At 40.8% G+C, this 23,976-nt stretch carries 26 protein-coding genes; 15 read left to right on the plus strand and 11 right to left on the minus strand.

The window, feature by feature from the left end; all coding sequences use genetic code 11:
• The first annotated feature begins 187 nt into the window (after positions 1 to 187).
• The 3 genes from fliD to fliT are packed head-to-tail and all read left to right on the plus strand — an operon-like array spanning position 188 to position 2,392.
• Positions 188 to 1,609, plus strand: a complete 1,422-nt coding sequence (fliD, locus tag M1E96_RS13030) for a flagellar filament capping protein FliD (protein WP_272579605.1) — start codon at positions 188 to 190, stop codon at positions 1,607 to 1,609.
• Positions 1,610 to 1,614: 5 nt separating this feature from the next.
• The gene (gene fliS / locus M1E96_RS13035; RefSeq protein WP_070926123.1) at positions 1,615 to 2,013 is read left to right on the plus strand and encodes a flagellar export chaperone FliS; all 399 of its coding nucleotides are present in this window, start codon (positions 1,615 to 1,617) and stop codon (positions 2,011 to 2,013) included.
• On the plus strand, positions 2,003 to 2,392 hold the full coding sequence (gene fliT, locus M1E96_RS13040) for a flagellar protein FliT (protein WP_272579604.1): 390 nt from the start codon (positions 2,003 to 2,005) through the stop codon (positions 2,390 to 2,392). The genes fliS and fliT overlap by 11 nt, the downstream gene beginning before the upstream one ends.
• A gap of 161 nt (positions 2,393 to 2,553) precedes the next feature.
• Here the strand turns inward: fliT and def are convergent, their stop codons facing one another.
• Complete coding sequence (def, locus tag M1E96_RS13045) at positions 2,554 to 3,057, minus strand: peptide deformylase (RefSeq protein ID WP_070926119.1); 504 nt, start codon at positions 3,055 to 3,057, stop codon at positions 2,554 to 2,556.
• 522 nt (positions 3,058 to 3,579) lie between these two features.
• On the opposite strand from def, the gene M1E96_RS13050 reads away from it, so the two are divergent.
• Positions 3,580 to 4,338 carry a YadA C-terminal domain-containing protein gene (locus M1E96_RS13050; RefSeq protein WP_272579603.1) on the plus strand — a complete coding sequence of 253 codons (759 nt, stop codon included), beginning with the start codon at positions 3,580 to 3,582 and terminating at the stop codon, positions 4,336 to 4,338.
• Positions 4,339 to 4,408: 70 nt separating this feature from the next.
• On the opposite strand, the gene M1E96_RS13055 is transcribed toward M1E96_RS13050, so the two are convergent.
• From M1E96_RS13055 to fliE, 10 genes are all read right to left on the minus strand, one after another.
• Positions 4,409 to 5,524, minus strand: coding sequence for an adhesin (locus tag M1E96_RS13055; RefSeq protein ID WP_272579602.1), 1,116 nt, complete (start codon positions 5,522 to 5,524; stop codon positions 4,409 to 4,411).
• Between the two features lie 15 nt (positions 5,525 to 5,539).
• A complete protein-coding gene (locus M1E96_RS13060) occupies positions 5,540 to 6,073 on the minus strand; it encodes a fimbrial protein (protein ID WP_272579601.1) in 534 nt (177 codons plus the stop codon).
• Positions 6,073 to 6,606 carry a fimbrial protein gene (locus M1E96_RS13065; RefSeq protein ID WP_140183162.1) on the minus strand — a complete coding sequence of 178 codons (534 nt, stop codon included), beginning with the start codon at positions 6,604 to 6,606 and terminating at the stop codon, positions 6,073 to 6,075. The genes M1E96_RS13060 and M1E96_RS13065 overlap by 1 nt, the downstream gene beginning before the upstream one ends.
• Positions 6,599 to 7,030 carry a fimbrial protein gene (locus tag M1E96_RS13070; RefSeq protein ID WP_233445711.1) on the minus strand — a complete coding sequence of 144 codons (432 nt, stop codon included), beginning with the start codon at positions 7,028 to 7,030 and terminating at the stop codon, positions 6,599 to 6,601. The genes M1E96_RS13065 and M1E96_RS13070 overlap by 8 nt, the downstream gene beginning before the upstream one ends.
• 27 nt (positions 7,031 to 7,057) lie before the next feature.
• A complete protein-coding gene (locus M1E96_RS13075; RefSeq protein ID WP_070926109.1) occupies positions 7,058 to 7,789 on the minus strand; it encodes a molecular chaperone in 732 nt (243 codons plus the stop codon).
• Positions 7,790 to 7,817: 28 nt separating this feature from the next.
• Entirely contained in the window at positions 7,818 to 10,355 is a 2,538-nt protein-coding gene (locus M1E96_RS13080) for a fimbria/pilus outer membrane usher protein (protein WP_272579600.1), read from the minus strand.
• A gap of 58 nt (positions 10,356 to 10,413) precedes the next feature.
• Positions 10,414 to 10,992: a fimbrial protein gene (locus tag M1E96_RS13085; protein ID WP_140183160.1), complete on the minus strand. Its 579-nt coding sequence runs from the start codon at positions 10,990 to 10,992 to the stop codon at positions 10,414 to 10,416.
• A 212-nt stretch (positions 10,993 to 11,204) separates the two neighbouring features.
• On the minus strand, positions 11,205 to 11,756 hold the full coding sequence (locus M1E96_RS13090) for a fimbrial protein (protein ID WP_070926105.1): 552 nt from the start codon (positions 11,754 to 11,756) through the stop codon (positions 11,205 to 11,207).
• 225 nt (positions 11,757 to 11,981) lie between these two features.
• A complete protein-coding gene (locus M1E96_RS13095) occupies positions 11,982 to 12,266 on the minus strand; it encodes a helix-turn-helix domain-containing protein (RefSeq protein WP_070926103.1) in 285 nt (94 codons plus the stop codon).
• Between the two features lie 1,206 nt (positions 12,267 to 13,472).
• Complete coding sequence (fliE, locus tag M1E96_RS13100; RefSeq protein WP_070926102.1) at positions 13,473 to 13,784, minus strand: flagellar hook-basal body complex protein FliE; 312 nt, start codon at positions 13,782 to 13,784, stop codon at positions 13,473 to 13,475.
• A gap of 240 nt (positions 13,785 to 14,024) precedes the next feature.
• On the opposite strand from fliE, the gene fliF reads away from it, so the two are divergent.
• The 11 genes from fliF (at position 14,025) to fliP (ending at position 23,854) form a co-directional block, all read left to right on the plus strand.
• Positions 14,025 to 15,710: a flagellar basal-body MS-ring/collar protein FliF gene (gene fliF, locus M1E96_RS13105; RefSeq protein WP_319068555.1), complete on the plus strand. Its 1,686-nt coding sequence runs from the start codon at positions 14,025 to 14,027 to the stop codon at positions 15,708 to 15,710.
• Positions 15,707 to 16,699 carry a flagellar motor switch protein FliG gene (fliG, locus tag M1E96_RS13110; protein ID WP_070926099.1) on the plus strand — a complete coding sequence of 331 codons (993 nt, stop codon included), beginning with the start codon at positions 15,707 to 15,709 and terminating at the stop codon, positions 16,697 to 16,699. Before fliF ends, fliG begins: the two co-directional genes overlap by 4 nt.
• Positions 16,692 to 17,423 carry a flagellar assembly protein FliH gene (fliH, locus tag M1E96_RS13115; protein ID WP_272579597.1) on the plus strand — a complete coding sequence of 244 codons (732 nt, stop codon included), beginning with the start codon at positions 16,692 to 16,694 and terminating at the stop codon, positions 17,421 to 17,423. Before fliG ends, fliH begins: the two co-directional genes overlap by 8 nt.
• Complete coding sequence (gene fliI, locus M1E96_RS13120; protein ID WP_070926095.1) at positions 17,420 to 18,784, plus strand: flagellar protein export ATPase FliI; 1,365 nt, start codon at positions 17,420 to 17,422, stop codon at positions 18,782 to 18,784. The genes fliH and fliI overlap by 4 nt, the downstream gene beginning before the upstream one ends.
• An 11-nt stretch (positions 18,785 to 18,795) precedes the next feature.
• Positions 18,796 to 19,239, plus strand: a complete 444-nt coding sequence (fliJ, locus tag M1E96_RS13125) for a flagellar export protein FliJ (RefSeq protein ID WP_070926093.1) — start codon at positions 18,796 to 18,798, stop codon at positions 19,237 to 19,239.
• Complete coding sequence (locus M1E96_RS13130) at positions 19,240 to 20,592, plus strand: flagellar hook-length control protein FliK (RefSeq protein ID WP_319068559.1); 1,353 nt, start codon at positions 19,240 to 19,242, stop codon at positions 20,590 to 20,592. It abuts the gene before it with no gap.
• Positions 20,593 to 20,754: 162 nt separating this feature from the next.
• Positions 20,755 to 21,237, plus strand: a complete 483-nt coding sequence (gene fliL, locus M1E96_RS13135) for a flagellar basal body-associated protein FliL (RefSeq protein WP_070926089.1) — start codon at positions 20,755 to 20,757, stop codon at positions 21,235 to 21,237.
• A gap of 5 nt (positions 21,238 to 21,242) precedes the next feature.
• Positions 21,243 to 22,250, plus strand: coding sequence for a flagellar motor switch protein FliM (fliM, locus tag M1E96_RS13140; protein ID WP_369427102.1), 1,008 nt, complete (start codon positions 21,243 to 21,245; stop codon positions 22,248 to 22,250).
• Positions 22,243 to 22,659: a flagellar motor switch protein FliN gene (fliN, locus tag M1E96_RS13145; protein WP_369427103.1), complete on the plus strand. Its 417-nt coding sequence runs from the start codon at positions 22,243 to 22,245 to the stop codon at positions 22,657 to 22,659. Before fliM ends, fliN begins: the two co-directional genes overlap by 8 nt.
• Before the next feature lie 16 nt (positions 22,660 to 22,675).
• Positions 22,676 to 23,104, plus strand: a complete 429-nt coding sequence (fliO, locus tag M1E96_RS13150; protein ID WP_272579595.1) for a flagellar biosynthetic protein FliO — start codon at positions 22,676 to 22,678, stop codon at positions 23,102 to 23,104.
• A gap of 12 nt (positions 23,105 to 23,116) precedes the next feature.
• On the plus strand, positions 23,117 to 23,854 hold the full coding sequence (fliP, locus tag M1E96_RS13155) for a flagellar type III secretion system pore protein FliP (protein ID WP_272579594.1): 738 nt from the start codon (positions 23,117 to 23,119) through the stop codon (positions 23,852 to 23,854).
• The last annotated feature ends 122 nt before the right edge of the window (positions 23,855 to 23,976 follow it).

The following is a 23,976-nucleotide window of genomic DNA, read 5'->3' on the forward strand; positions in this document are numbered from 1 at the left end:
TATCTTTAATTTATATAATGATTTACACGGCAAAATGAGTGCTAAAACCCACTTATTTATCACCAATAGAAATAAATACGCTGCTTTCTGTCGCTAACTCGTGCCATCACTATTTGTGTATATAGTCTAAGATTTCCGCGCTTCTCGCCGATAACCTCTGAACGAGAACATTTTTTAGGAGATATTCATGGCTGGTATAGCGACACTCGGTATCGGGGCTAACTTAGATTTAAATAATCAAATGAGCCAAATTGAAGCGGTTGAAAAGCGCCGTTTGGAACCATTAACCACACAGAAAGCCAGCTATGATGCGCAAATCAGTGCCTATGGCAAAATGCAATCATCACTGGAGAAATTAAAAAAAGCCGCTGAAGATCTAAAAAAATATGGTGATATCAGTACCACTAAAGTTAATGGTGACTATAAAAGCTTTGATGTTAAAACAGATGGAAAAGCGGTTGCAGGTGTACACGATGTTGTGGTTAAAAATTTAGCTAAAGCACAAACTATAGCTACTAAGGGTTTGAGTGATAATAAAAAACTACTCGGTAATGGTAATGCAGAACGGACTATCACCATTACTCAACCCGCTGAAAAAAAACCCATCGTTATTAAGTTAGATAATGAACACACTTCATTAATTGAAATTGCTGATGCAATTAATAAAACAGACAGTAATGTGAGTGCGGCAATCATTAAAGATAAAACCAATAATTATCACCTTGTCTTTACCTCCAAAAAAGAAGGTACCGATCACCGTATCAATATCAAGGTGGACGGTGATGATGACCTAGCTAACCTAATGAATGTTAAATCAGAATTAGGTGCAGATAATAAAGTCATCATCAATGGCGCACCTGATATGGAGCAAAAAGTTGCACCGCAAAATGCGCAATTAATCATCGACGGCTTTGAACTTGAATCACAGACCAATGAAGCGAAAGACCTGTTTCCTGGTCTCACCTTAACGCTTAAACAAGAAACTGAAGCATCAAAAACTGATCATTTAATTATTTCCTCCGACATCGAACCCGCTAAAGCTAAAATCAAAGCGTGGGTCGATGCCTATAATGAATTTCAAACTCTAGCGACTGAGCTAACCAAATATACACCGACAGATAAAGGCTCTGAACCTGATAAAACCAATGGCCCGCTCATTGGTGACTCTACATTGCGTGGGATCCAAAGCCAACTGCGTACCCATGTTCGAGCGGCACAACAAAGTGGTGAAATTGATACTCTGAATAAACTGGGGATCAAACAAAAATTAGACGGTACATTAGAGATCGATAATAAAAAGTTTGAAGAAGCATTAAAAGAAAACGCTGCTAGCGTCAAAACCTTCTTTATGGGCGATGGCAAAGAAACGGGTTTTGGTACTGAGAACTTCGAATATTTGAAAAAGACCCTTGATAACAAAGAAGGAACAATACATAACGCCACTGATGGCCTGCAAAAGAAAAAGAAAAGCCTCGATAAACGTATTGAACAAACCAATAAACAAATCGAAAGCACTATGGACGGCTACCGCCGTCAGTTCCAAAATCTCGATAAAATGATGAACTCGCTCACTAGTACCAGTAATTCTTTAGGTAGACTCTTAGGTTAATTAATATGTACCAACAAAAAGCAAAACAAGCTTATCAACAAGTTGATATAGAAAGTGAAATTATCAACGCTACCCCCTATCAACTCATCAGTATTTTATATAAGGGCGCATTAAGCGCCCTGAAACGCGCTGAGATTTTTATGCAGCAAAATGAGATTGCCGCGAAAGGTAAAGAACTTTCCAAAGCAATTGATATCATTGATACTGGTTTAAAACATGCGCTAAATCATGATGCAGGTGGTGAAATTGCGGATAATTTAGCGAGCCTTTATGACTACATGGTGATCCGCTTACTCAAGGCTAACCTTGAAAATAATGTGGCCTATATACAAGAAGTTTACCAATTACTCTCCGATCTTGCGTCAACTTGGCAGCAAATCGGAGCAAATGTGGATGAAATATAAACAGGTGAATAGTCATAAATCTATCGATTTACATGAAATCTACCGTGATGTTTTAGTATTAAGTGAAAATTTAGTCGCACTGGCACAAGCAAAAGAGTGGGAACAGTTAATCGCCCGCGAAACAGAGTATGTCCATGCTGTCGAAAATTTGACGCAATTGTCACATGAGCTCGGAGCGCAACACCCCATCACAAATGAATTAGTGATAATGTTGCAGCAAATCATTGAAAATGAACGCGTAACCAAAACCTATTTACAGCAGCATCTAGATTTTTTAAGTAAAGAAATTAAACAATTAGATCAAACTCGGGCACTGAATAACAGCTATGGCCAATTTAATCAGCCAGACACGCCAAAAACAATAAAGCCTCTTGAGTAGTTATGTGTGTCAGGCGCCCTACCTGACACTTCATAACCACTTCACATCAAGCTGTAGCCGTTTAGATTAAGGCATGGTGACGTTGCTCTCCCGCACTAGTCACATACACTTATTGATTACATCTCGAATTATTTAGGGTAGAAACAATGGAGCCTACTCAATTATTGCTTTAATCGTTGCTGTTTTTTTAGCTTTTTCAATAACATATTACGTTTCAATGTTGATAAATGATCAAGAAACACTTTACCGTGTAGATGATCAATCTCATGTTGCATCACGATAGCTAAAAACTCATCGGAATCGACGATAAATTCATTGCCGTCTCTATCTAATGCTTTGACCTTAACACGTTGAAAACGTGGAACATCTGCGTAAATTTCAGGGACAGATAGACAACCCTCTTGATAGCTAGTTTCCCCTTCACTTTCAATAATTTCAGGATTAACAAACACCATCGGTTGGTCACGGTTTTCAGAAATATCAATCACCATCACCGATTGCGATGCACCTATCTGAGTCGCCGCCAAACCAATACCATTATCGGTGCTATACATAGTATCCAATAAATCATCGATCAAACCTTGTACCGCAGCAACATCAGTCACAGGGTGACAGTGTACTCGCAGCCTTTCATCCGGTATCTCAATAATCTCTCTTACTGCCATAATTCAAAGATCCTTCAATCACACTCTTGACTTAAGCTATAACTCATTATCGTCTGTTTAAATTTACGATAAGATGCAAAAAATGGCATTGTTGCCAATATCAAAAACACAGCGAAATAAAATTTCACAGAAAAATAACATGTTATCGTAAAAAAAACACGCTAAAAAACAATTAATGGGGGCTAAATAAATTAGCTTATATATGACAACTTCTGTTTATTACCCTTCCTACAATGAATTTCATTGTATTCGTGCTTTAGCCAACGTCAGGTAATTTATCACCGCAGATCCACGTCGTCGTTGATTAACTATTTAATAACTTTAAAACGCAATAATTAGACATTGAAGCAATTAATTAGATGAATATATTTCCCTTATTATTTGGCTTAATAAGAAATAATCACTATTCACGATTTAATGATGCGTTATTACTGAGTTTTTGCTTGGTGAAATCCAGTATAACATAATGAATCTACGGCAAAGAATGCAAAGTAGATTTGATTAATTTATATAGGATATATAATGAAAAAAGGATTTATTGTTAGTTCACTTACATTGATACTAACCTCTTCGTTATCAACTACCTCGTTCGCGTTACCTCTTTCTTCTATTCTCATCGAGCCAATTGTTGCTATCTCAGAAACATTATCGGAAATACCAACTGAAAAACCGTCTATAGAACATAAAAAAGCAGTGATGAAAAAATATGAAGAGCATCGTCTGCGAACTCTTTTTGGCAACCATAATAAACTGATTACCGATCCACCATCTACTTTAGAAGACCACATCTATAAAATAATCAATCAAGATATGGAAGATATATATCGTGAGCTAGAGCCCAAGATGTCAGAAATCGATAAAAATACTCAACAGGCTATTTCTCATAACAACCTTCATATTTATGATAAAATTGATTTAGCTGATAAAAAATATCATAAAAAGCATTCTGAAAATGTAAAAAAACTTACCGTTCTTCGTGAAGACTTTAATAAAGCTCAAAGTGAAAATACGGCTCATTTTTCTCAAATGGAGAAAAAAATCAGCAAAACGACTAAACAAGCGAATTCAGGCATCGCTTCCGTCGCTGCGATGTCGAATATTCCTTATGCTATGAATACACGCTTTAGCCTTGGTGCTGGTTTAGGTAACTACCGTAATGGCAATGCTGTCGCTGTCGGGGCGCAATATCAAATCAAAGAAAACGTTAACTTACGTAGTTCTGTCTCTTGGAATAATTCAGACAGTGCAGTTGTTGGTGCTGGCGTTGCGATTGGCTGGTAATCCATTATTTCTAGTTATTCGTAAGTAAAAATAGTGCCTTGACTGGCACTATTTATAAATAAAAGACAACTTAATCAAATGTCGCTATCAGCCAAGCGGAGCCTTTATAGTCACCTGCTACAGCATTACTGCCTTGAATATGACTGGTTATCTTAATGGTTCTTAAATCTTTAATATCAACTTTAAAATCTTTTCCCGTTTGACCGGTTATTTCATCGGTCATGCTCAAATCGCTATAAATTTTATTATTTTGACTACTGGTCATCGGCAAACGTTTCTGTGGGTCGCCGTCGGTAGCATAATCGAGACGTAATCTAACTTTTGTTGACATGGAAAATTTACAGTTATAGGTGACTTTCTCTGTGACTACACTGTCATAATTTAGCGTATTTAACTGCCCATGACGTAAGTTAACTGTGCCCGCTAGTCCCGTGCTGGTCATGGTTGTACAAGAAGAACCTACATTTAATGTTGAAGAAAGTAATCGCATTGGTACTGTGGTTTCACCTAATGGCCAAGATGTGTATGTTGGAGGCGTTTTAGGGCTCATAAATGCACGTACATAGCCCCCAAGTGGCATAGAAGCAATAACTACCTGACCATCAATAATTCTTTCATTAATATAAAATGTCACTGTAATTGGAAATTGTACTGCAAAACCAGAGGCTGACTGTGTCGATCCACTCGAAGCATTAGCACAAGCAGTAGCACCTGTAATATTCAACCAATTGAGCATTTTACTATCAACTGTCATCACGACATTACTATTAACGCGATAACCTGTTTTACCATCGACCGTCGTCCCCGCTGAAGGTGCATATATAAATAGCCTATGGTAAGCACTATCACTACCAATATTTGTGCTCATTCCCCCCCATGTTCTACCAATACACCTTGCTGTGCCTGTTACGCTAACAGAAGGACCGCTACCATTAATCACTATCGGGCTACCCACACGATAATAGTTTTTACCATCAGAACCAACCACAGGGGTAGAAGCTATGGAACTATTGCTAGCGAGCTGAATTAAATATCCATCATTTGGGTCTTGGATCATCGGGGCGTAGTTTGCTAATGCAATTGATGGAAGCAATAAACTACCCAATGAAATTAAACTACACCAAATTTTCTTTTTATGAAAAGACTGCAACCAGTGTGTAGGAATAGTACCTTTTAAATCCAACATAATAAAATGATCCTACTAGTTATAAGTCACAGCAAGGGTGACAGTTGAAGTAAATTTCCCCAGCACCAACTGATTGATTGGCACCGCATTGACTAACTGCGCCTGTAAATCCATACGGTATAATGTCGCATCCACCCGTTCGGGATAGATTCGTTGCTTTTTACTCATTTCCAGCGCACGCACCGTTCCACCCGTCACTTCTTTAAAATCAATCCCTAAGCCATCGGTACTGGTGGCGAGAATATTTTTTCCGTTATATAACAAGGTGCTTCCTCCTTTAGGATTTAGCACGATCGCTAACGCGTTATTGAAATTACAACCAGAAATATAAAGTGAAAACTCCTTCACCACCGCAGACTTACTCAGCGCTTCAGGGTTAAGTGTGCCAAAACCAATTTTCATGGGGGAACTGCTGTTCTCACTACGAATATTACAAGCTGGATCGACCATAGTGGCGGTAACATCCACTAAAACGTCAGCTGAACTCTCTAATGTGACGAACAATAACAGTAACCCTAGTGTTTTTTTTATTTGTTTGAGTATATTCACTATTCGTACTCCACATTAAAGGTCACGATACTGGAAAAATCGCCAATCTTGGCTTCACCCGTAGCTGGCTTGCGAACAAAAACACCAAAGTCGAATTGCTGTAAACCTTCAACAACATTGACATCACCAATAGTCATGGGTTGATTCCATACAATAGGTTTTTCATCTTGATCAATGATCCCTAGCACCACCCCACTGTCACCTTTGGTAGTTAAAAAACTATCACCACCAATGTTGACTAATTCCTGACTTTTCCAAGTCAGTTTGATACTTTTTTGCAAATCCGTTTCACTGCATTTATCAATGGCAATGGAAAAAGGCGTCACTGCACTGGTTGTATTTTCATTAATAAATTGCCAACGTAAGTTGTACAGTGTGATCTTTTTATTGATGGATTCCGCTGCTACTTGGCATGCAGTACTGACCAATTCGCCACTAAACTCAACATCCAAGCTATTCGCTGCCCATGTCTGAGGCGGACAACTTAGAAGTACCACAGGAAGCAGCCAAAAATGCATCGTAGCCTTATTCATAGCTCACCTCTAAACGCAATGTATGCCGATCATTCATCAATATTGGCAGGTGAATTGGATTATCCCCATTAAGCAATGAAAGCGGATAACGCACTGAAAACACATCGCGTTGCACATCATAAAATCGCATACTTGCTGGCGTATTAGCAGTGGCATCAAATAATTTCATTTCTCGGTAATCATTTCCCGCGCCACACCCTGTTAAACGCCACGTTTTATCTAGACTTAAATTACATGGAGCATTAAATAGTGTGGCACTCACTTGTATTCGGCCTTGATGCAACGGTTCATAGTCCGATTGATTTACTGGTGTATTCGCCACAGGGAGCTCAGCGTTGGCCAATTGACCGAATACACTGCACGCAATGAGTAATGCCGCTTTGTACCATGTTAATCTCATGAAAATATTGTGTTTGCGCATCATCTTTCCCCGTTAGCCAAACCCTTGAAATTACTGTTCACCCGTAACAGCGCATGTATCACCTTGGCAACGAAACGCCAGCGTCGGCTTGCCGCCATAATCATTAATGTACGTGAGATACGGTGTGGATAACGCTGGCGACACTACATCTTGTACTGACTTAGGTGGCACCATGACGACATCAAATGAATTTTGTTCGGAGGCCGCTTTACTATTTCCTAACCCAATTACGGTTAAATTAAAGGGGGTGTTATTGTTGATGCGATAACCTTTTGCGGTTTTGGTTAATGTGACCTTATGTGCCCACTTTGTTTCCGACTCAGCCAAAATAGCACTTGGGCGATAAAACAGTTTTACTCGTGATTGCAACGCGATTTGTAATGTATTGCCATCGGTAGATTTTGGCGGTACTTCACGCAAATTGAAGTAAAACACTGACTCTCGGTCTTGTGGCAGTTTGCTCAATTCAGGCGTCGTACTTAAACGCACTAAACTGGTACTATTAGGCTCAACACGCTGTAATGGAGGAGTTGCCAAAATTGCGCCTTTAGTCAGTTTATTACCCTGTAAGTCCTCAATCCAACTTTGCGCTAAGTAAGCTTCTTCTGGATTATCATTCGAAATAGTCACGTTAATTGACTTTTCAGAGCCCGGAAAAATAATACGAGTTCTATCTAATGTAACGGCGCTGTAAGCACTGATTGAAACTAATGCTGCAACCCCTGCGAGTACACGATATAACCCATGACCTAAATTCAACATAATTGACCTCATAAAACGAACTAAAAAATTATTTTGCTGGCGTTGCATTAACCGTTGATAATGCAGGACTGACTGGAGAGCATGGCAGCAATAACATGCTTGATAATGATGTGATATTGTCAGGTATTCGTAATTCACATTGCTTTTCTCCGGCCCAATAAACAGAGAGTGTCTCTTGAGGGGAAATACCAACCAACCACGTCACCCCATCCTCTCCAACAATGCCTAATTCACGATTATCGGTATTACGTACACTGGCACCAAACGGCGGATTTTTACCATTATTCAACGATAAAATGGCAAATAGCTTTTCACCTTTCATCACCGATAAGCTGCGATAACCAATCGCGCCTTTGGTTAAGGTGATATCCGTCGTTGACTCCAATGTTTCTAAATTCTCCGGTAGCTGGCTGGTGTTAATCGATGCTGTCGATTTACGATAACTATTCACGTTAGGAATAACCGCAAGCCCAAAACGGTTAGTTTTGATCACACCGCTATCTAGAGGCACATCACCCACCCCCGGTGTTTCAATCATTAGACGCGTATCGCCATTCGCGCTACGGTGTAAAGCGACCCCGTGAGCCGTCGCAGTGATCCCACTGTTAATTGAAGCCCCAAAACTACGGTATTGTTGCGGCACATAACTGGCGTTCGCCGATAAGTTAGCTTGCGATAAGTCACGTGAATAATAGCCACTGATACTCGATTGACTTTCCATATTTTGTCCATGGTTATAGCCAACATTCAGGCTGTAATTATCACGGTCGCTATAGCCGCTATACCCAACACTATGGTTATATTGGTTATTACCTCCGGCGCGCGAATACAGCTCGGAAAAGGTAATATTGTGCCCGCTATACAAAGGGATCGTTAAATACAGGTTGATCGCATCATCTTTATAGCCGTTATCACGCTCAGTACGCGTTGCCGATAATGAAATATTGGCATCTTGTTGCGATAGCACAGGAATACTGATATTCGTGCTGGCATATAATCCATACTGTGTCTGTGGCTTATCTTGCCAATAAGTACTGTATTGATAATTCAGCGATAAATTGAAATTATCAAAATACTTATTCAAATAAATTTGATAGTTTTCTTTTGGTGCTCGCACCACGTACCCTGTGCGTTCTTGATCCATAAACTGAGTGAGTGTGCGGTAATTTCTATCCGCAAATCGGTAGCCTGCGAAGGTAATATCCGTACGTAATGCATCAAACGACTTTGCATAGTTGAGGCGAAATGAGCGTCCTTGCAGAGTTTGGTTGGTAAAATGGGCAAAAGACTGTGTAATATCGAATGACAAAGCACCGAAAGCAAACAAGTCTCGACCAATACCAATCGCCGCAGTTTGGTAATCACCATTAAGTTGCGAGCCCCCATACAGTGACCATGCATTGGATAAACCATACGACAATTCACCACCAACCACAGGTTTACCAGTCAGGTTATGGCCGTCATAGCGCGTTTTACCAGCAACTAACTTATAAATAATGCGTCCGGGACGGGTTAAATAAGGCAGCGAGGCCGTACTGAGGCTAAATTTTTTCTCTTCACCATTTTCTTCACGCACCGTCACATCAAGTACACCACGTACACCACTGTCTAACGTCTGAATACGGAATGGGCCCGGTGGTACCGTAGTTTCTAAAATAATTCGATCTTGGCTACGCACAATGACCGTAGCATTGGTATTTGCCACACCAATAATTTCTGGTGCATAACCTACCAATTTAGGCGGTAACATACGGTCGTCACTTTCTAAGGAAAGGCCTGTGTATTGCCATGACTCAAATACATCGGAATAGAAGTAGTTTTCACCAATGGTTAAAATGGAGGCAAGTTTCTTCAAGGACGTAAACGCATACAATCGGCTAAAATCAAAATTATGCGTTTCTTGTGGGTTGCTGCCGCCGTGCTGCTTTTGATAGGTTGCGTTATAGTCGCCACGTAAACGCCAAGCACCGAGGTTAATACCCGCCGTACCATTAGCAGATAAATAAGTACGCTTGTTGCCTTTGTTCTCTTCGGTCACCGAAACATTCGCGTTGTAATCAACAAAAGCCCCATTAATCCCTTCTTCCCATAATGCAGGCGGGACCCAGTTAGGATCACGGTATTCCATCCATAATTGTGGAATAGTAATTTTCAGTGATAGCGTAGGCAATTCAATTATCGATTGCATACCTTTTAATGCGGAAAGATCAAGGCACTGGCCATCATCGTAAGTCGTGACTTTTTCTTTTGCCGAATCTTTCAAACCAATCAGATCCAATAAATTAGCCGGTATACAAATTGCTTGGTGCTGGTCATTTTGTTCAAGAACCGCAATATCACGAGGTGCGCCTAAGCGCTGCCCGTTAACAAAAACAGTTAATACATAGTTTCCGGGAGGCACATAACCGGCAACAGAAAATTGGCTCATATCCACGTTTTGCATATCTTCTGCATCCAATACATCCGTATTGAATTCTGTTGCATACGCCGTGCATGCACTGACGCTCACCGCCAATAAAACGGCCAGCCTTATTTTGCTAAGTTTGAACATCATGCTCTGTACCATCCCAAAGACAACAAAAATGCCGTCCTCAATGTTATTATTGAAGAAGTGTTTCTATGCTTTATTGATAATCGATAAAAAAACGAACTAACCCCTGATAACTTCCTGCTTGTAACGGTTTCCCGGTCAGTTCTAGCCGTAAAAAATAACGTAAAAAGAGGGTTTGCCCTGATTTACCTTGCCGTAACACACTCTTAAACAAAGGGTAGCTTTCTCCAGGTATCAAGATATTTTTCGTGTTATCAAGCACAGAGACTCCCAAACCTTGGGAAGGCCCTTGTAAGACAAATGCATGGATATTGTCAGCTCCTTGCCCATCAAAACGTATCGTCCATGTTTTGCTATCAATAGTGCTATACACACTGCCACAATCACGAAGCTCAATATCAAATGGCCGAGTTTGTTGTTCTCGTTCTACCGCCGTTGAAAGCTTGGTCATCGTTAAAGATGAAAAATCGACCGTTTGATAACGATTTGACATCACAATCGAACATGGCGTCGAGATCACACTGCCAACAAGTTGAGTCACCCCTTCATGGCGCATACCCACCTCTTTCGCGGCAAAAACTGGTGTACCACCAAAGATAAGCGAAAATAAGATCCCTGTTATTTGCAGACCAACATGTTGATAAACAGCCACCCATCTCTCCCTAACAGGCATCAAAAATCCGCCCGTAATCTGACTGTTAACAAACAAAAACTGTTTGACGGCAGTCACTAGAGGTTGTTAAATATTCGAAGAAAATCAATTTATTGATTTTCAATTGAAATACGAAGAGGGAGAAATTACCGTTTGCCCCTCTTCGTGAGCAAGATTGGCCGCCAGTGTTCGCTGGCGGTCAATTTATCGACTTATTGATATGTGATACGGAAGTTAGAGATAGCACTGAATTTACCTTCAGCCACATCTTTAGTTGTATCAACTGCTTTAGCTAGTGCCTTGAAAGTTAATGTGTTATCACCAGTTTGGTTTGCAATACGAGGTAATACGTCGGTCGCTTTACCGAACTCGAAACCGTCGATCAAAATACCAAGGTTGTTTGCATTTCCTGCTGAAGTTGCCAACAATGTATTGTCTTTATCTGCATAAGTTTGGCCAGTAAATACCAATTCCATTGATTTCACTGCTACAGGTTTACCTTCAGTATCTTTGCCAAAGTTAGCAAAATCACAGCCTGTAAATTTGATATCGAAATCCGCTTCCGCCGCTTTACCACTTTCCAGAGCCTTACGTGACAGCTGCCCAAAATCAACAGTTTGTTTCAGAGAAGACTGCTCAATATTACAAGGTGTGTTAACAACAGAGCCCACAAAGTTAATTGTCCCTGTGTTATCGGCCATTGAGCTGAATGGAACAACAGATGCCGCAAATACAGTTGCAATCGCTAATTTAGTTAATTTCATTTATTTTTCCTTTCTAGTAAAAAGACAATAGAAACCATTCACCTTTTAAATAAAGGTGTTAATTTCATTTTTTTTGAAACGTAAAAGTTACATCATTAATAACAGCATCATCCTGTTGCTATTTAAGTCCCTTATTTATCGCTAAGCGAGATAGTCGATCCTATAGGCTATAAATAGCCTATAGAATATTTTTTCATACTCATTATTAAATAGAAAAGTAAACTTCTATAGAAAGTGCTTTCTTTCCTGTATTCTCATTTCCATCATATCATCTGAATAATTAATCATGACGGAGAAAAAAAATTCTGACCAGCTTTTCCCTAAAATATCGAGCATAACATCGAGAGTTTCAATATTAATGCCGGATTCGCCTCGTTCATAGCGCGAAATTTGTTGCTGACTAACCTGCATTAATCTGCCCAATTGATGTCCTGTGAGAGATTGATTCTTTCTTGCTTTTTTTAAAAAGCTTCCAATCTCCTTTCGTAATAACTCTTTATTTTTTGTCATAATATAAACCAACAATAAATAATTTACTCAATTTATCTTAGTATCTTATTACTCTTAAAAAATGACTCTGTAATAAGATAAAAATTAAAAAAACTGTTACTTTAAAACCGAAAAAACACCTAACTGGAGTTGAATATAGGATTAACCACCTAGAGAGTAAATACGTTTATAACGATCGATCTTAAAATTTTAATAGAAAATAACTATCAAAAATAAATTATTGATCGTTATATGCAATATATCGTTTAATTTAAGCCAATAATATCAAAACATTGAGAAAATAACCCATAATATGGGTATTTGAAATACTCTTATTATGGGTTATTCATATTTGGTGTATGTTAATATAATTAACGATATTTTCATTTTGTTACAAATTTAATTTTTTTGATATAGTTTACTTTGAAAATACATTTCCTTTTTTAAAAAAACATAATCACTGTTAATTTAAACATATGAGCAACCAAAAATATTATTAATTAAAAATCAATTAATTAGTAATTGAGAGGCATGCGTAACGTATTGAACAAGAAGTATTAGAGAAAAAATAGATAATTCATCTTAACTATAACGTAGGTAAATAAAAATTCCATTTAATGAGTATTAACTCTTTACTGTTAAATTTAATGTCTTAAGCTATACAACAAAAAATGCTATTATCATCTCTCTCTTTAGCCTCACCATCATTCATTTCATATACAGATTCTATTAATTGCATTCCTCCTCTATTTTTCATTTCAGTTAAAAGTGCAGAACTCTAACTAAAAACCGCCCCTCTCAATCAAAGTCTAATCCCCTACTTTGATTAATAAAAAACGTCTAGAAAAAATTAACTTTAATTAACACCTTGTTCTATATTAATAATCTCTCATTACTGATTTTGTTCTTTCATAAATTTAGCCAATATGCACAATCTAGCAGAACGACCAAAAGACCCAGTAAACCGATTATTGATATTGAAATTGAGCAACAACAACCCGCGAACCTTCGTGAACGTTTATTTTATTAAAACCCAATACTATCGCTCAAATCTGCTAATGATGAACGGATAAGATCTCATCAAAAATGGTTCACAATGTATATAGTAAGTGGATAGCCGAAAACGATGTTAGCTAAACTGATATTTTAAATGAATAATGCCCTATCACTGCTCCAAGAAAGCAATAATAAGGCAATTAATTCATTATATTCAAATGGGTAAACCAATTACACAGGTATAGACATCACCTCTTGATATGCCGCCACCAACTTATTACGTACTTGGATCCCCATCTGCAAGCTCAAGCTGGCCTTTTGCATATCCACCATGACATCATTGAGCGATACATTCTCTTTCCCCAAGGTAAAATCTTCGATCTGTTTCGCCGAGTGGTTTCTGACGTCATTAATTTGCTCCACAGCTGACACAAGATGATCCGCAAATCCTACAGGCTCAATAATAGGTTTGCTGTGATTGGCGGCTTGGGTAGCAGTCGCTTGCAGCTGTGATAGCACCCCTTCAATAGCTTGAATAGTCATGTATTTCTCTTCAATTTCATAGGCGAACGGTCATCGCATTCTAGTTAGGCATACTTACCCTAGCACAGGCTTTTTAACTTGAAGCCGATAAATAACACCAAATTTATAGGCTGATTCCGTCATTAGATTTATTAGAGTCATCAATAATAGCAACGTAAAAAAGTGACGTGACGAAGAGGGAATAACATTGTTTCGCCAAAAGTGTTTTCATCTGTTGATTTTGCAAGGCAAGGAATATCTATGAGTGCCGCATCTAAAGAAACGGGAGAGGTTTCAAAAGGGTTTGCATCTATTGCTACGCGCCTCAAATCATCCCCAAAAATTCCACTAATGATTGCTGGTGCTGCGGCGATTGCGGTTGTTGTCGCCCTACTTCTTTGGCTACGCAGTCCTGACTATCGAGTACTTCTTAGTAACCTCAGTGCCAAAGACGGTGGTGATATAGTCAGCCAATTAACACAAATGAACGTACCTTATCAAATCGCTGATAATGGTAGTGCAATTTTGGTACCCGCGGATAAAGTTCATGAACTACGTCTTAAATTAGCGCAATCTGGATTGCCTAAAGGAGGCAATACGGGTTTCGAACTGTTAGATAAAGAACAGTTTGGTATCAGCCAATTTAGCGAACAAGTTAACTACCAACGTGCATTGGAAGGTGAATTATCACGCACCATTGAATCGCTGAGCCCTGTCCAAAACGCACGTGTTCATTTGGCCATCCCAAAACCCACTTTATTTGTTCGTGAACAAAAGCTCCCGACAGCCTCAGTCACCGTAGGATTACTACCGGGACGCATGTTAGATGAAAGTCAAATCACAGCAATTGTCCATATGGTCTCCAGTAGCGTTTCAGGTTTAACCGCTGCAAATGTGACGATTGTCGATCAAACAGGTCGTTTACTGACTAACAATGATAACAGTCAACAATCGGCTAATAGCGCACAAATAAAAATGACTAAAGAGATGGAATCCCATCTCAAACAACGGATTGAAGATATCCTGTCACCATTAGTCGGTCGCGCCAACGTGCATGCACAAGTCACAGCGCAAATGGATTTCTCTAAAGTTGAGCAAACCTCTGAAGAATATAAGCCGAATCAAACACCTGAAAGTGCGGCAATTCGCTCACGACAAAACAGCCAGAGTATGCAAAACAACAATGGTGGAACAGGTGGTGTGCCGGGAGCATTATCCAACCAACCACCAAACGCCCCATCAGCACCTGTTTCGACGGATAAAAACAACCAAACTAGCCAAAAAAATAATATGTCGGGTAATGGTTCAAGCCACTCACAGAGTGATGAAACCACTAATTACGAGGTCGACCGTAAAATTAGTCACACTCAGCGTCAGATAGGTGTTGTTGATAGATTATCAGTCGCAGTGATCATCAATTACTTACCCCAAGAAGGTGAAAATGGCGTCCAAATGAAACCATTACCACCAGAAATGATGAAGCAAATTGATGCGCTAACCCGTGAGGCAATGGGGTATTCAGTTGATCGTGGAGACTCTTTAAACATCACTAACTCATTATTTACCAACGAAACCGTTGTTGAAGAACAACCTTCGATGCTGGAAAACCCACAGCTTATCGCCCAAATATTGGATTACGGTAAGATCCTCTTAATCGCCATTATCGCTTGGTTTATGTGGCGTTTCGGTATCAAGCCACAATGGGTGAAATACCGCCAATCACAGCAAGCGCAAGTGACCGCCGAAACCTTTGTTACGACTCAACCTAAAACCCCGCTCGTGGTTGATGAAGAAATTAATGAAGATATGGACGAACAAACACGTCGTCGCCTGACTCGCCAACGTGTCAGTGCTGAAATTCAAAGTCAACGTATTCGTGAAATGGCAGAGAAAGACCCACAAGTGGTTGCCATGGTCATTCGTCAGTGGTTAGGAAAAGCACAATGATATTAACAGGAACCGAAAAAAGTGCCGTGATGCTAATGACACTCGGCGAAGATCAAGCCGCAGAGGTCTTTAAACACCTGAATCCCAAAGAAGTTCAACAACTGAGTATGGCGGTTTCTAACATGCGCCAAATCTCAAATAATGAACTGGCTGAGGTACTCACTGAGTTTGAAGAATCCGCCATTCAATTTGCAGCACTCAATATTAATACCAATGATTATCTACGTTCAGTGCTGATCAAAGCATTAGGTGAAGAGCGTGCGGCTAGCTTGTTAGAAGATATCTTTGATAAACAAGAAAGTACATCCGGTATTGAAAGTCTCAATTACATGGAACCGCAAACCGTGGCCGATATTATTCGTGATGAACATCCACAAATTATCGCCACGATATTGGTTCACTTAAAACGCAACCTTGCTGCCGATGTTTTAGAGCTGTTTGACGAGCGCCAACGTAATGACATCATGCTACGTATCGCGACCTTTGGTGGTGTACAACCCGCAGCCTTGGCCGAGCTTACCGAAGTTCTTAATAACTTATTGGATGGCCAAAACCTCAAACGCAGCAAAATGGGTGGCGTAAGAACCGCGGCTGAAATCATCAATCTAATGAAAAATCAACAAGAAGAAAGCGTGATTGATGCAATGCGTGACTACGATGGCGAATTGGCACAACGCATTATCGACGAAATGTTTCTATTCGAAAATCTTATTGAGGTCGACAATCGCAGCATTCAACGTATTCTACAAGAAGTTGCCAACGATTCGTTGGTTATTGCCCTTAAAGGCAGTAATCAAGCACTACGCGACCACTTCCTTAACAATATGGCGGTACGTGCTGCTGAAATCGTTCGCGATGATTTGGAGTCCCGTTCACCTGTCCGTATGTCACAAGTAGAAACCGAGCAAAAAGCGATCTTGATGATAGTGCGTCGTTTAGCAGAAAAAGGCGAAATCAGCATTGGTGGTGGAGACGATGTCTATGTCTAAATCACCAATCGATCAACAATCATGGAAACCTTGGCAACTGCGTGAATTGAATCAATGGGATCTCAATTCCCCAGCTATTCCTTCATTGGATGACCTACCAGAGCCTGATAAACCGAAAGTTCCCTGTCTTGAGCCGCAAGAGGTACTTGAGCAAATCAATCTATTGGATAACTTAAAAGAAGAAGCCCAACGTTCAGGTTACCAACAAGGCCATGAACTTGGACAAAAAGAAGGTTATCAAGCAGGTTTTGAGCAAGGGTTACGTGCAGGTGAAGAACAAGGTCGCCAACAAGCTCTCGCGCAAGAACAGCCAATCATTGAAACTTGGCAAAAATTACTGTCCGAGTTTAATTATTCAATTGATAGTTTCGATACCGTCATCACCACTAAGTTGCTGCAAATTGCCTTAACTGCCGCTAAACAAGTATTAGGTCAATCAACTATTTGTGATGGCACAGCGCTACTAGAAGAAATCAGCCATTTATTACAACAAAAACCCATTTTCTCAGGCCAGCCTGAGCTACATGTCAACCCTGCTCACATAGAGCTGATTGAGCAACATTTAGGTTCATTATTAAGCCTTAATGGTTGGCGTTTAGTTGCCGATCCTAAGCTACACCTCGGTGGTTGCCGTGTCGTCGCTGAAGATGGCGAAACCGATATGACCGTCGCGACACGTTGGCAAGAATTGTGCCGCCTTTATGCGCCGGAGACTTTGTCATGACCGTGAGAATGGGTCGCTGGATAGCAACACTGGATGATTTGGAATCCCGGATGAAAGGGATCCCAATGACACGCCATTATGGTCGCCTCACTAAGATCACCGGTTTAGTGATGGAAGCAGAAGGCATTAAAATGCCATTAGGAGCGACCTGTTTTATCGAACGTGCGATTAATGGTCGTCATGATGAAGTAGTATGTGAAGTCGTCGGCTTTAATGGCGCACGTATGCTATTAATGCCACTGGCTGATCTCGAAGGAATTGCACCGGGTGCTCGTGTTTATGCACAAACTACCGGCGATGACGGCCAAACTAGCCGCCTGTTACCACTCGGTGATGAATTACTGGGCAGGATCCTCGATGCACAAGGCACACCACTTGATGGTAAAGGCCCATTAGATGTTAAACATCGCGCACCATTAATCACGCCACCAATTAATCCACTTGAAAGAACACCGATTAATAGCGTACTGGATGTTGGCGTTCGCGCTATTAATGCGCTTCTCACCGTAGGCCGTGGCCAACGTATGGGGCTCTTTGCCGGCTCAGGGGTGGGTAAAAGTGTGTTACTTGGCATGATGGCTCGCTTCACGCAAGCTGACATCATTGTGGTTGGCCTAATTGGTGAACGAGGCCGTGAAGTTAAAGATTTTATTGAAAATATTTTAGGTGCCGAAGGATTACAACGTGCGGTCGTAGTAGCCGCCCCTGCTGACGTTTCCCCCTTACTACGTATGCAAGGGGCCTCTTATGCCACACGTATCGCCGAATACTTCCGCGATCTTGGTAAAAACGTACTGCTGATAATGGACTCACTCACTCGTTACAGCATGGCACAGCGTGAAATCGCACTCGCAATTGGCGAACCACCTGCAACAAAAGGCTATCCCCCCTCTGTATTTGCAAAATTGCCTGCATTGGTTGAACGTGCCGGTAATGGCAAAAACGGAGGCTCGATCACCGCTTTTTATACCGTACTCACAGAAGGTGATGACCAACAAGATCCGATTGCCGACTCTGCACGCGCTATCTTAGATGGTCATATTGTGTTATCGAGAGCGCTTGCCGAATCAGGCCACTACCCCGCTATCGATATTGAGGCTTCAATTAGCCGTGCCATGACTGAGCTCATTGATAAGCAACACTATCGTTTGATCCAACGGTTTAAACAACTCACCTCCAGTTATCAACGCAACCGCGATTTGATTAATGTCGGCGCTTATGCAGCAGGCAGTGATCCCATGTTAGATATGGCAATCCAATATTACCCACGTATGTCGACATTTTTACAGCAAGACATTGATGAGCGTTGTGATTATCAAACGGCTTGTGAGCAATTAGTTCATGCGATTCCCAATGAATAATGAGGGGTGAGATGAGTAACAATAATGCGTTAACAACATTACTAAATTTAGCCGTAGAAGCTTCCGACGAAGCGGCAAAAGTGTTGGCTCAAGTTAGACAAACGCAAGTACAAATGTCTCAACAACTCAACATGCTAGAAAATTATCAAACTGAGTATCGCCAAAAACTCAATCAAACATTACACAGTGGAATCGATGCTGATAAATGGCAGAACTATCAACAATTTTTAGTCACATTAGAACTCACCATTGAGCAACAACAGCAACAGCTAACGTTATGGGAACAACGCGTGAGTGAAGCTAATCGCCATTGGCAAGAAAAACAACAAAGAGTGAATGCGTTCGATACCTTAATTCAACGTGCCGAACACAGTAAAAACCAGCGATTAAACCGTTTAGAGCAAAAACAGATGGATGAATTTGCTCAACGTGCAACGTTACGGAGAAACCAATAAATGGACGTCAATACGCCTAACGCCCCCGCAATTTCTTCATCTACGGGGCTAAAAAACAGTCATAATCAACAAAATGATCCGCGTTTAGATGCCGATCAAGTGCCAGTATTGCCCTTTCAAGCAGTTCTTGATAACCAGCAACCGGTTCAAAAACCTACAAACACCAATGATCTTACTGCTAACAAAACATCCCATACAGCTGCTGACACAGTACAAACGGAAAACTCGCCACAACCAACAACTAAGCAGCAAGCTGAGCATGCCATTGATCAGATGAATTACAGTCGAACTTTACGTCATGACGGTGAACACCCCGTATTACAAACACAGCTACTTAATCAAACAGATAGCCTAGAGCAGACTTGGCTAAATAATTTAAAAGTGACAGACGACAGTAAAACATTCATATCCGCTTCAACGCAGTTTGCTGATGGCAAACAAATGGCCCTTATTCCTTTTGCTGAAAAATCAGTACAACTTAATGCCTCATTTGCCGCTACAGTGCAATCTGAAGAAGATAGTGAACTGCGCGCACCGATACGACTCACCGATCTTGATAATAAAGACCAACCTGCACACTTAACTGCTTTTATTAAAAATGAAAAAGAAGAGCGCAAAGATCAGCCTTTATTACCGTTGAATGAAAGCAAAAAAATTGTCGTGAAAGATTTATCTCCTGACTTTATGCCACTAAATAAAAAGAGCATAGAGAGGGAAACATTCTCAGTATCCCAAGCGATCAGCAATGGAGAAAATACGGGCAATCTGAAGAGTGCCTTCACCTCTTCTGTCGATAACTCTCTACTACAACCTACGTCAACTCAATCGGCCTCTGCACATACAGTCAGTATGATGCCGACACCTACCGCCACACACACTGTCAGCACCAATACACCGATGATACCCATGCAACCGGGAGTACCACTCGGCAGTGAAGCATGGCAGCAGCAAATTAATCAACATATGCTATTTTTTTCACGCCAAGGTATTTCACAGGCACAAATTCGCTTACACCCTGAAGATCTTGGTTCCCTAAATGTCCATTTACGCATAGAAGATAACCAAGCGGTAATGCATTTTGTTTCACCTCATAGCCATGTTCGCGCAGCAATGGAAAGCATGATGCCAATATTGCGTAACGCACTCCAAGAAAGTGGCATTCACCTAGCACAGGGCTCTGTAGGACAAGACACCCCTAATGGCCAATCAGGTTCAAACAAGCAAACCGACCATCAACAAAGTTTACCCTCCTCCAGTGCAACTTTAGTCGGTATCGCTAGCAGTGAGTCATCATTGACTCCATCAGCTCAACCAGTGACTCGTGCACGAGGTGGCATTGATACATTCGCTTAATTTTCAAACAATAGGTGGTGATTTCGTAACTAAAGCGCCGAGTTACCCCCTTTTTGTTTCGTTTTTCCCCCCTTTAGACTGGCTCAATCAAGCCATAATGCTAAAGATTACAAAGTAAAACCCTAATTGGGTTTGGTTTTTATCAATAGGAATTTTGCTAACATGCCGTCTTCAAGCAATTCATCTAAAAATTCAAATAAAGGGCTAATGATACTCTTTGCCCTTCTTGCCATCGCTGGTGCAAGTTTTGGCGGTTACACATGGTGGACAACACAGCAGACGGCAAACCCAGTCAATGAAGATGAAAAACGCATCAATATGCCTCAACCCATCTTTATGGATTTAGAGCCCTTCACCGTAAATCTACCTGGCTTGAATGAATCACCTGATCGCGTTTTATATATCAATGTGACCTTACGGCTCGCCAATGAAAAATCACGTAAGCAACTTCACGAATACTTGCCTGAAGTTCGCAGCCGCTTGTTATTACTGTTGTCTGAACAAAAACCGAAAACACTCAGTACCCATGAAGGGAAACTACAGTTGATGCAAGCCATTAAAGAAACTCTTTCACCGACGCTGATCCCGGGAGAGTCAGGACAAGATATTTCAGACGTATTATTCACGACCTTTATTTTGCGGTAATTCAGATGAGCGATAATATTTTATCTCAGGCTGAAATCGATGCGTTGCTCAATGATGATGCACCATCATCGAACCAATCAGCGACACCATCCAAAGACAAAGAACACGTTCGTCCTTATGATCCGAATACACAGCGCCGTGTTATTCGCGAGCGTATGCAATCACTTGAAATCATCAATGAGCGATTTGCACGTCAGTTTCGTATGGGATTGTTTAATATGCTGCGCCGTAGCCCAGACATTACGGTAGGTGGCATTAAAATCGAGCCTTATCATGAATTTGCTCGTAATTTACCTGTTCCAACTAACTTGAACTTGATCCATATGCCACCATTACGTGGCACGGCGCTGTTCACATTTGAACCCGCGTTGGTGTATATCGCAGTCGATAACCTATTTGGTGGCGATGGCCGCTTCCCTGTTCGCTCTGAAGGTAAAGAATTCACCAATACTGAACAGCGTATTATTAATAGGATGTTGAAACTCGCTTTGGGTGCCTATCGTGAAGCTTGGAAGCCAATAGCAGATATCGATGTGGAATATGTGCGCTCAGAAATGCAAGTAAAATTCACCAATATCACCACATCTCCAAATGACATCGTCGTTACCACACCTTTTTTAGTGGAAATCGGCAATACCATTGGTGAATTCAGTATTTGTATCCCTATCGCTATGATTGAGCCACTGCGTGAGCGGTTAATTAATCCCCCCGTAGAACAAGGCCACCAAGAAAATGAAGCATGGGTCAGTAATTTAGTCACGCAAGTTAAACGCTCAGAGTTAGAACTTGTCGCCAATTTTGTCGATATCCCATTACGGATATCTCGCTTACTGCAACTGCAAAAAGGGGATGTGATCCCTATCGATAAACCTGACCGATTAATGGTCAGTGTTGATGGTGTGCCCGTATTGACGAGCCAATATGGCACTCAAAATGGTCAATATGCATTGCGTGTAGAACATTTGATTAACCCTGTTTTAAACACTCTAAATGAGGAAAGTACCAATGAGTGAGGCGAATAACTCTCCTGATGCATCAACCAATCACGACGGTGAAGATTTATGGGCTGAAGCATTGGAGCAACAAAAGAAAGCGGGATCCTCCTCAGCCAGTGCACAGGCGTTTGCAAGTTTAGATGGGCAAAATACGCTTGATCAGCTTTCTGATATTAATTTAATTATGGATATCCCAGTTCGCCTATCTGTCGAATTGGGTCGCACTAAAATGACTATCAAAAAACTATTAAGCCTTTCACAAGGCTCAGTGGTTTCTCTTGATGGACTTGCTGGTGAGCCATTAGATATTTTGATTAATGGCTATTTGATTGCTCAAGGTGAAGTGGTGGTAGTCTCTGACAACTATGGTATCCGTATTACCGATATCATTACACCGTCAGAACGCATGCGCCGTTTAAGCCGTTAATAGGTTAGAGACTGATATGAAAACGACTCCATTTATTAGCCAAACCGAACAACCAAGCGGTCAGGCGATCCCCGCCCTCAGTAATAGTCATAGCTTAATGCAAATATCAGGGGCATTAGGTGGGATCATCTTGTTAATACTGGCTGGTTCATGGTTAGTGAAAAAACTCGGTCTCGCCCCTAAACAATTAGGTAAAAGCCAATTATTAAAAGTGAAAAGTAGCTGTTCACTTGGCAACAAAGAACGTGTAGTTGTGGTAGAAATGAATAATGAATGGCTGGTGCTAGGCGTGACTGCACAATCTGTGAATTTACTGCATCAATGCCCAGCGGTGAATAAAAAACCACTTACATCGGTCCCTGAGCCGCTGACATTTCAATCTGTGTTCAAGAAAAAACAAGATGCAGTTGAACAAGTGGCCTCCAAAATAGCAAATTACCAATAATTGGAAGCACACATGTTCCCTTTGAAAACGACGACGGTGATCGCTTCATTATTATTACTACCCACTCAAGCTTTCGCTTCCTTGCCGCCTATTATCAGCCAAACACTACCTGATGGTGGGCAAAGTTGGTCATTACCAGTACAAACATTACTGTTTTTAACCTTATTGGGCTTTATCCCTGCCTTACTGTTAATGATGACCAGTTTTACTCGCATTATCATTGTATTAGGTCTATTACGTAATGCACTCGGTACCCCTTCTGCACCACCGAACCAAGTATTATTAGGTCTGGCACTATTTTTAACCTTTTTTGTGATGTCACCGGTTGCCGATCAAGCTTACCGCGAAGCCTATCAGCCATTTAGTGAAGATAAAATTAGCTTAGAAACTGCTTTAGAAAAAGGCACGGCACCATTTCGCACTTTTATGTTAGGACAAACTCGCGAATCAGATTTAGCGCTATTCGCACGGATCGCCAAAGTCGGTGATATTCAAGAAGCCAAAGACGTGCCAATGCGTATTTTAGTCCCTGCTTTTATTACAAGTGAGCTTAAAACCGCTTTTCAAATCGGCTTTACCATTTTTATTCCGTTTTTGATCATCGATCTCGTGGTCGCTAGTGTATTAATGGCGCTCGGTATGATGATGGTGCCGCCGGCAACCGTGTCTTTGCCTTTTAAATTAATGCTATTTGTTTTAGTCGATGGCTGGCAGCTGCTACTTGGTTCTTTGTCACAGAGTTTTTTTTAACTAATAGTATTGAGTCGTTTATGCTCAAAATCATTCGAAGTGCTGATGGGCAACAAGTGAGCCAATCGCTAAGAGCATACATAAGTAGATGATGAGAAGCGAATGAACGCAGTCAACAACAC

It is taken from the genome of Providencia sp. PROV236 (assembly GCF_033676985.1).
Taxonomy (GTDB): domain Bacteria; phylum Pseudomonadota; class Gammaproteobacteria; order Enterobacterales; family Enterobacteriaceae; genus Providencia; species Providencia manganoxydans.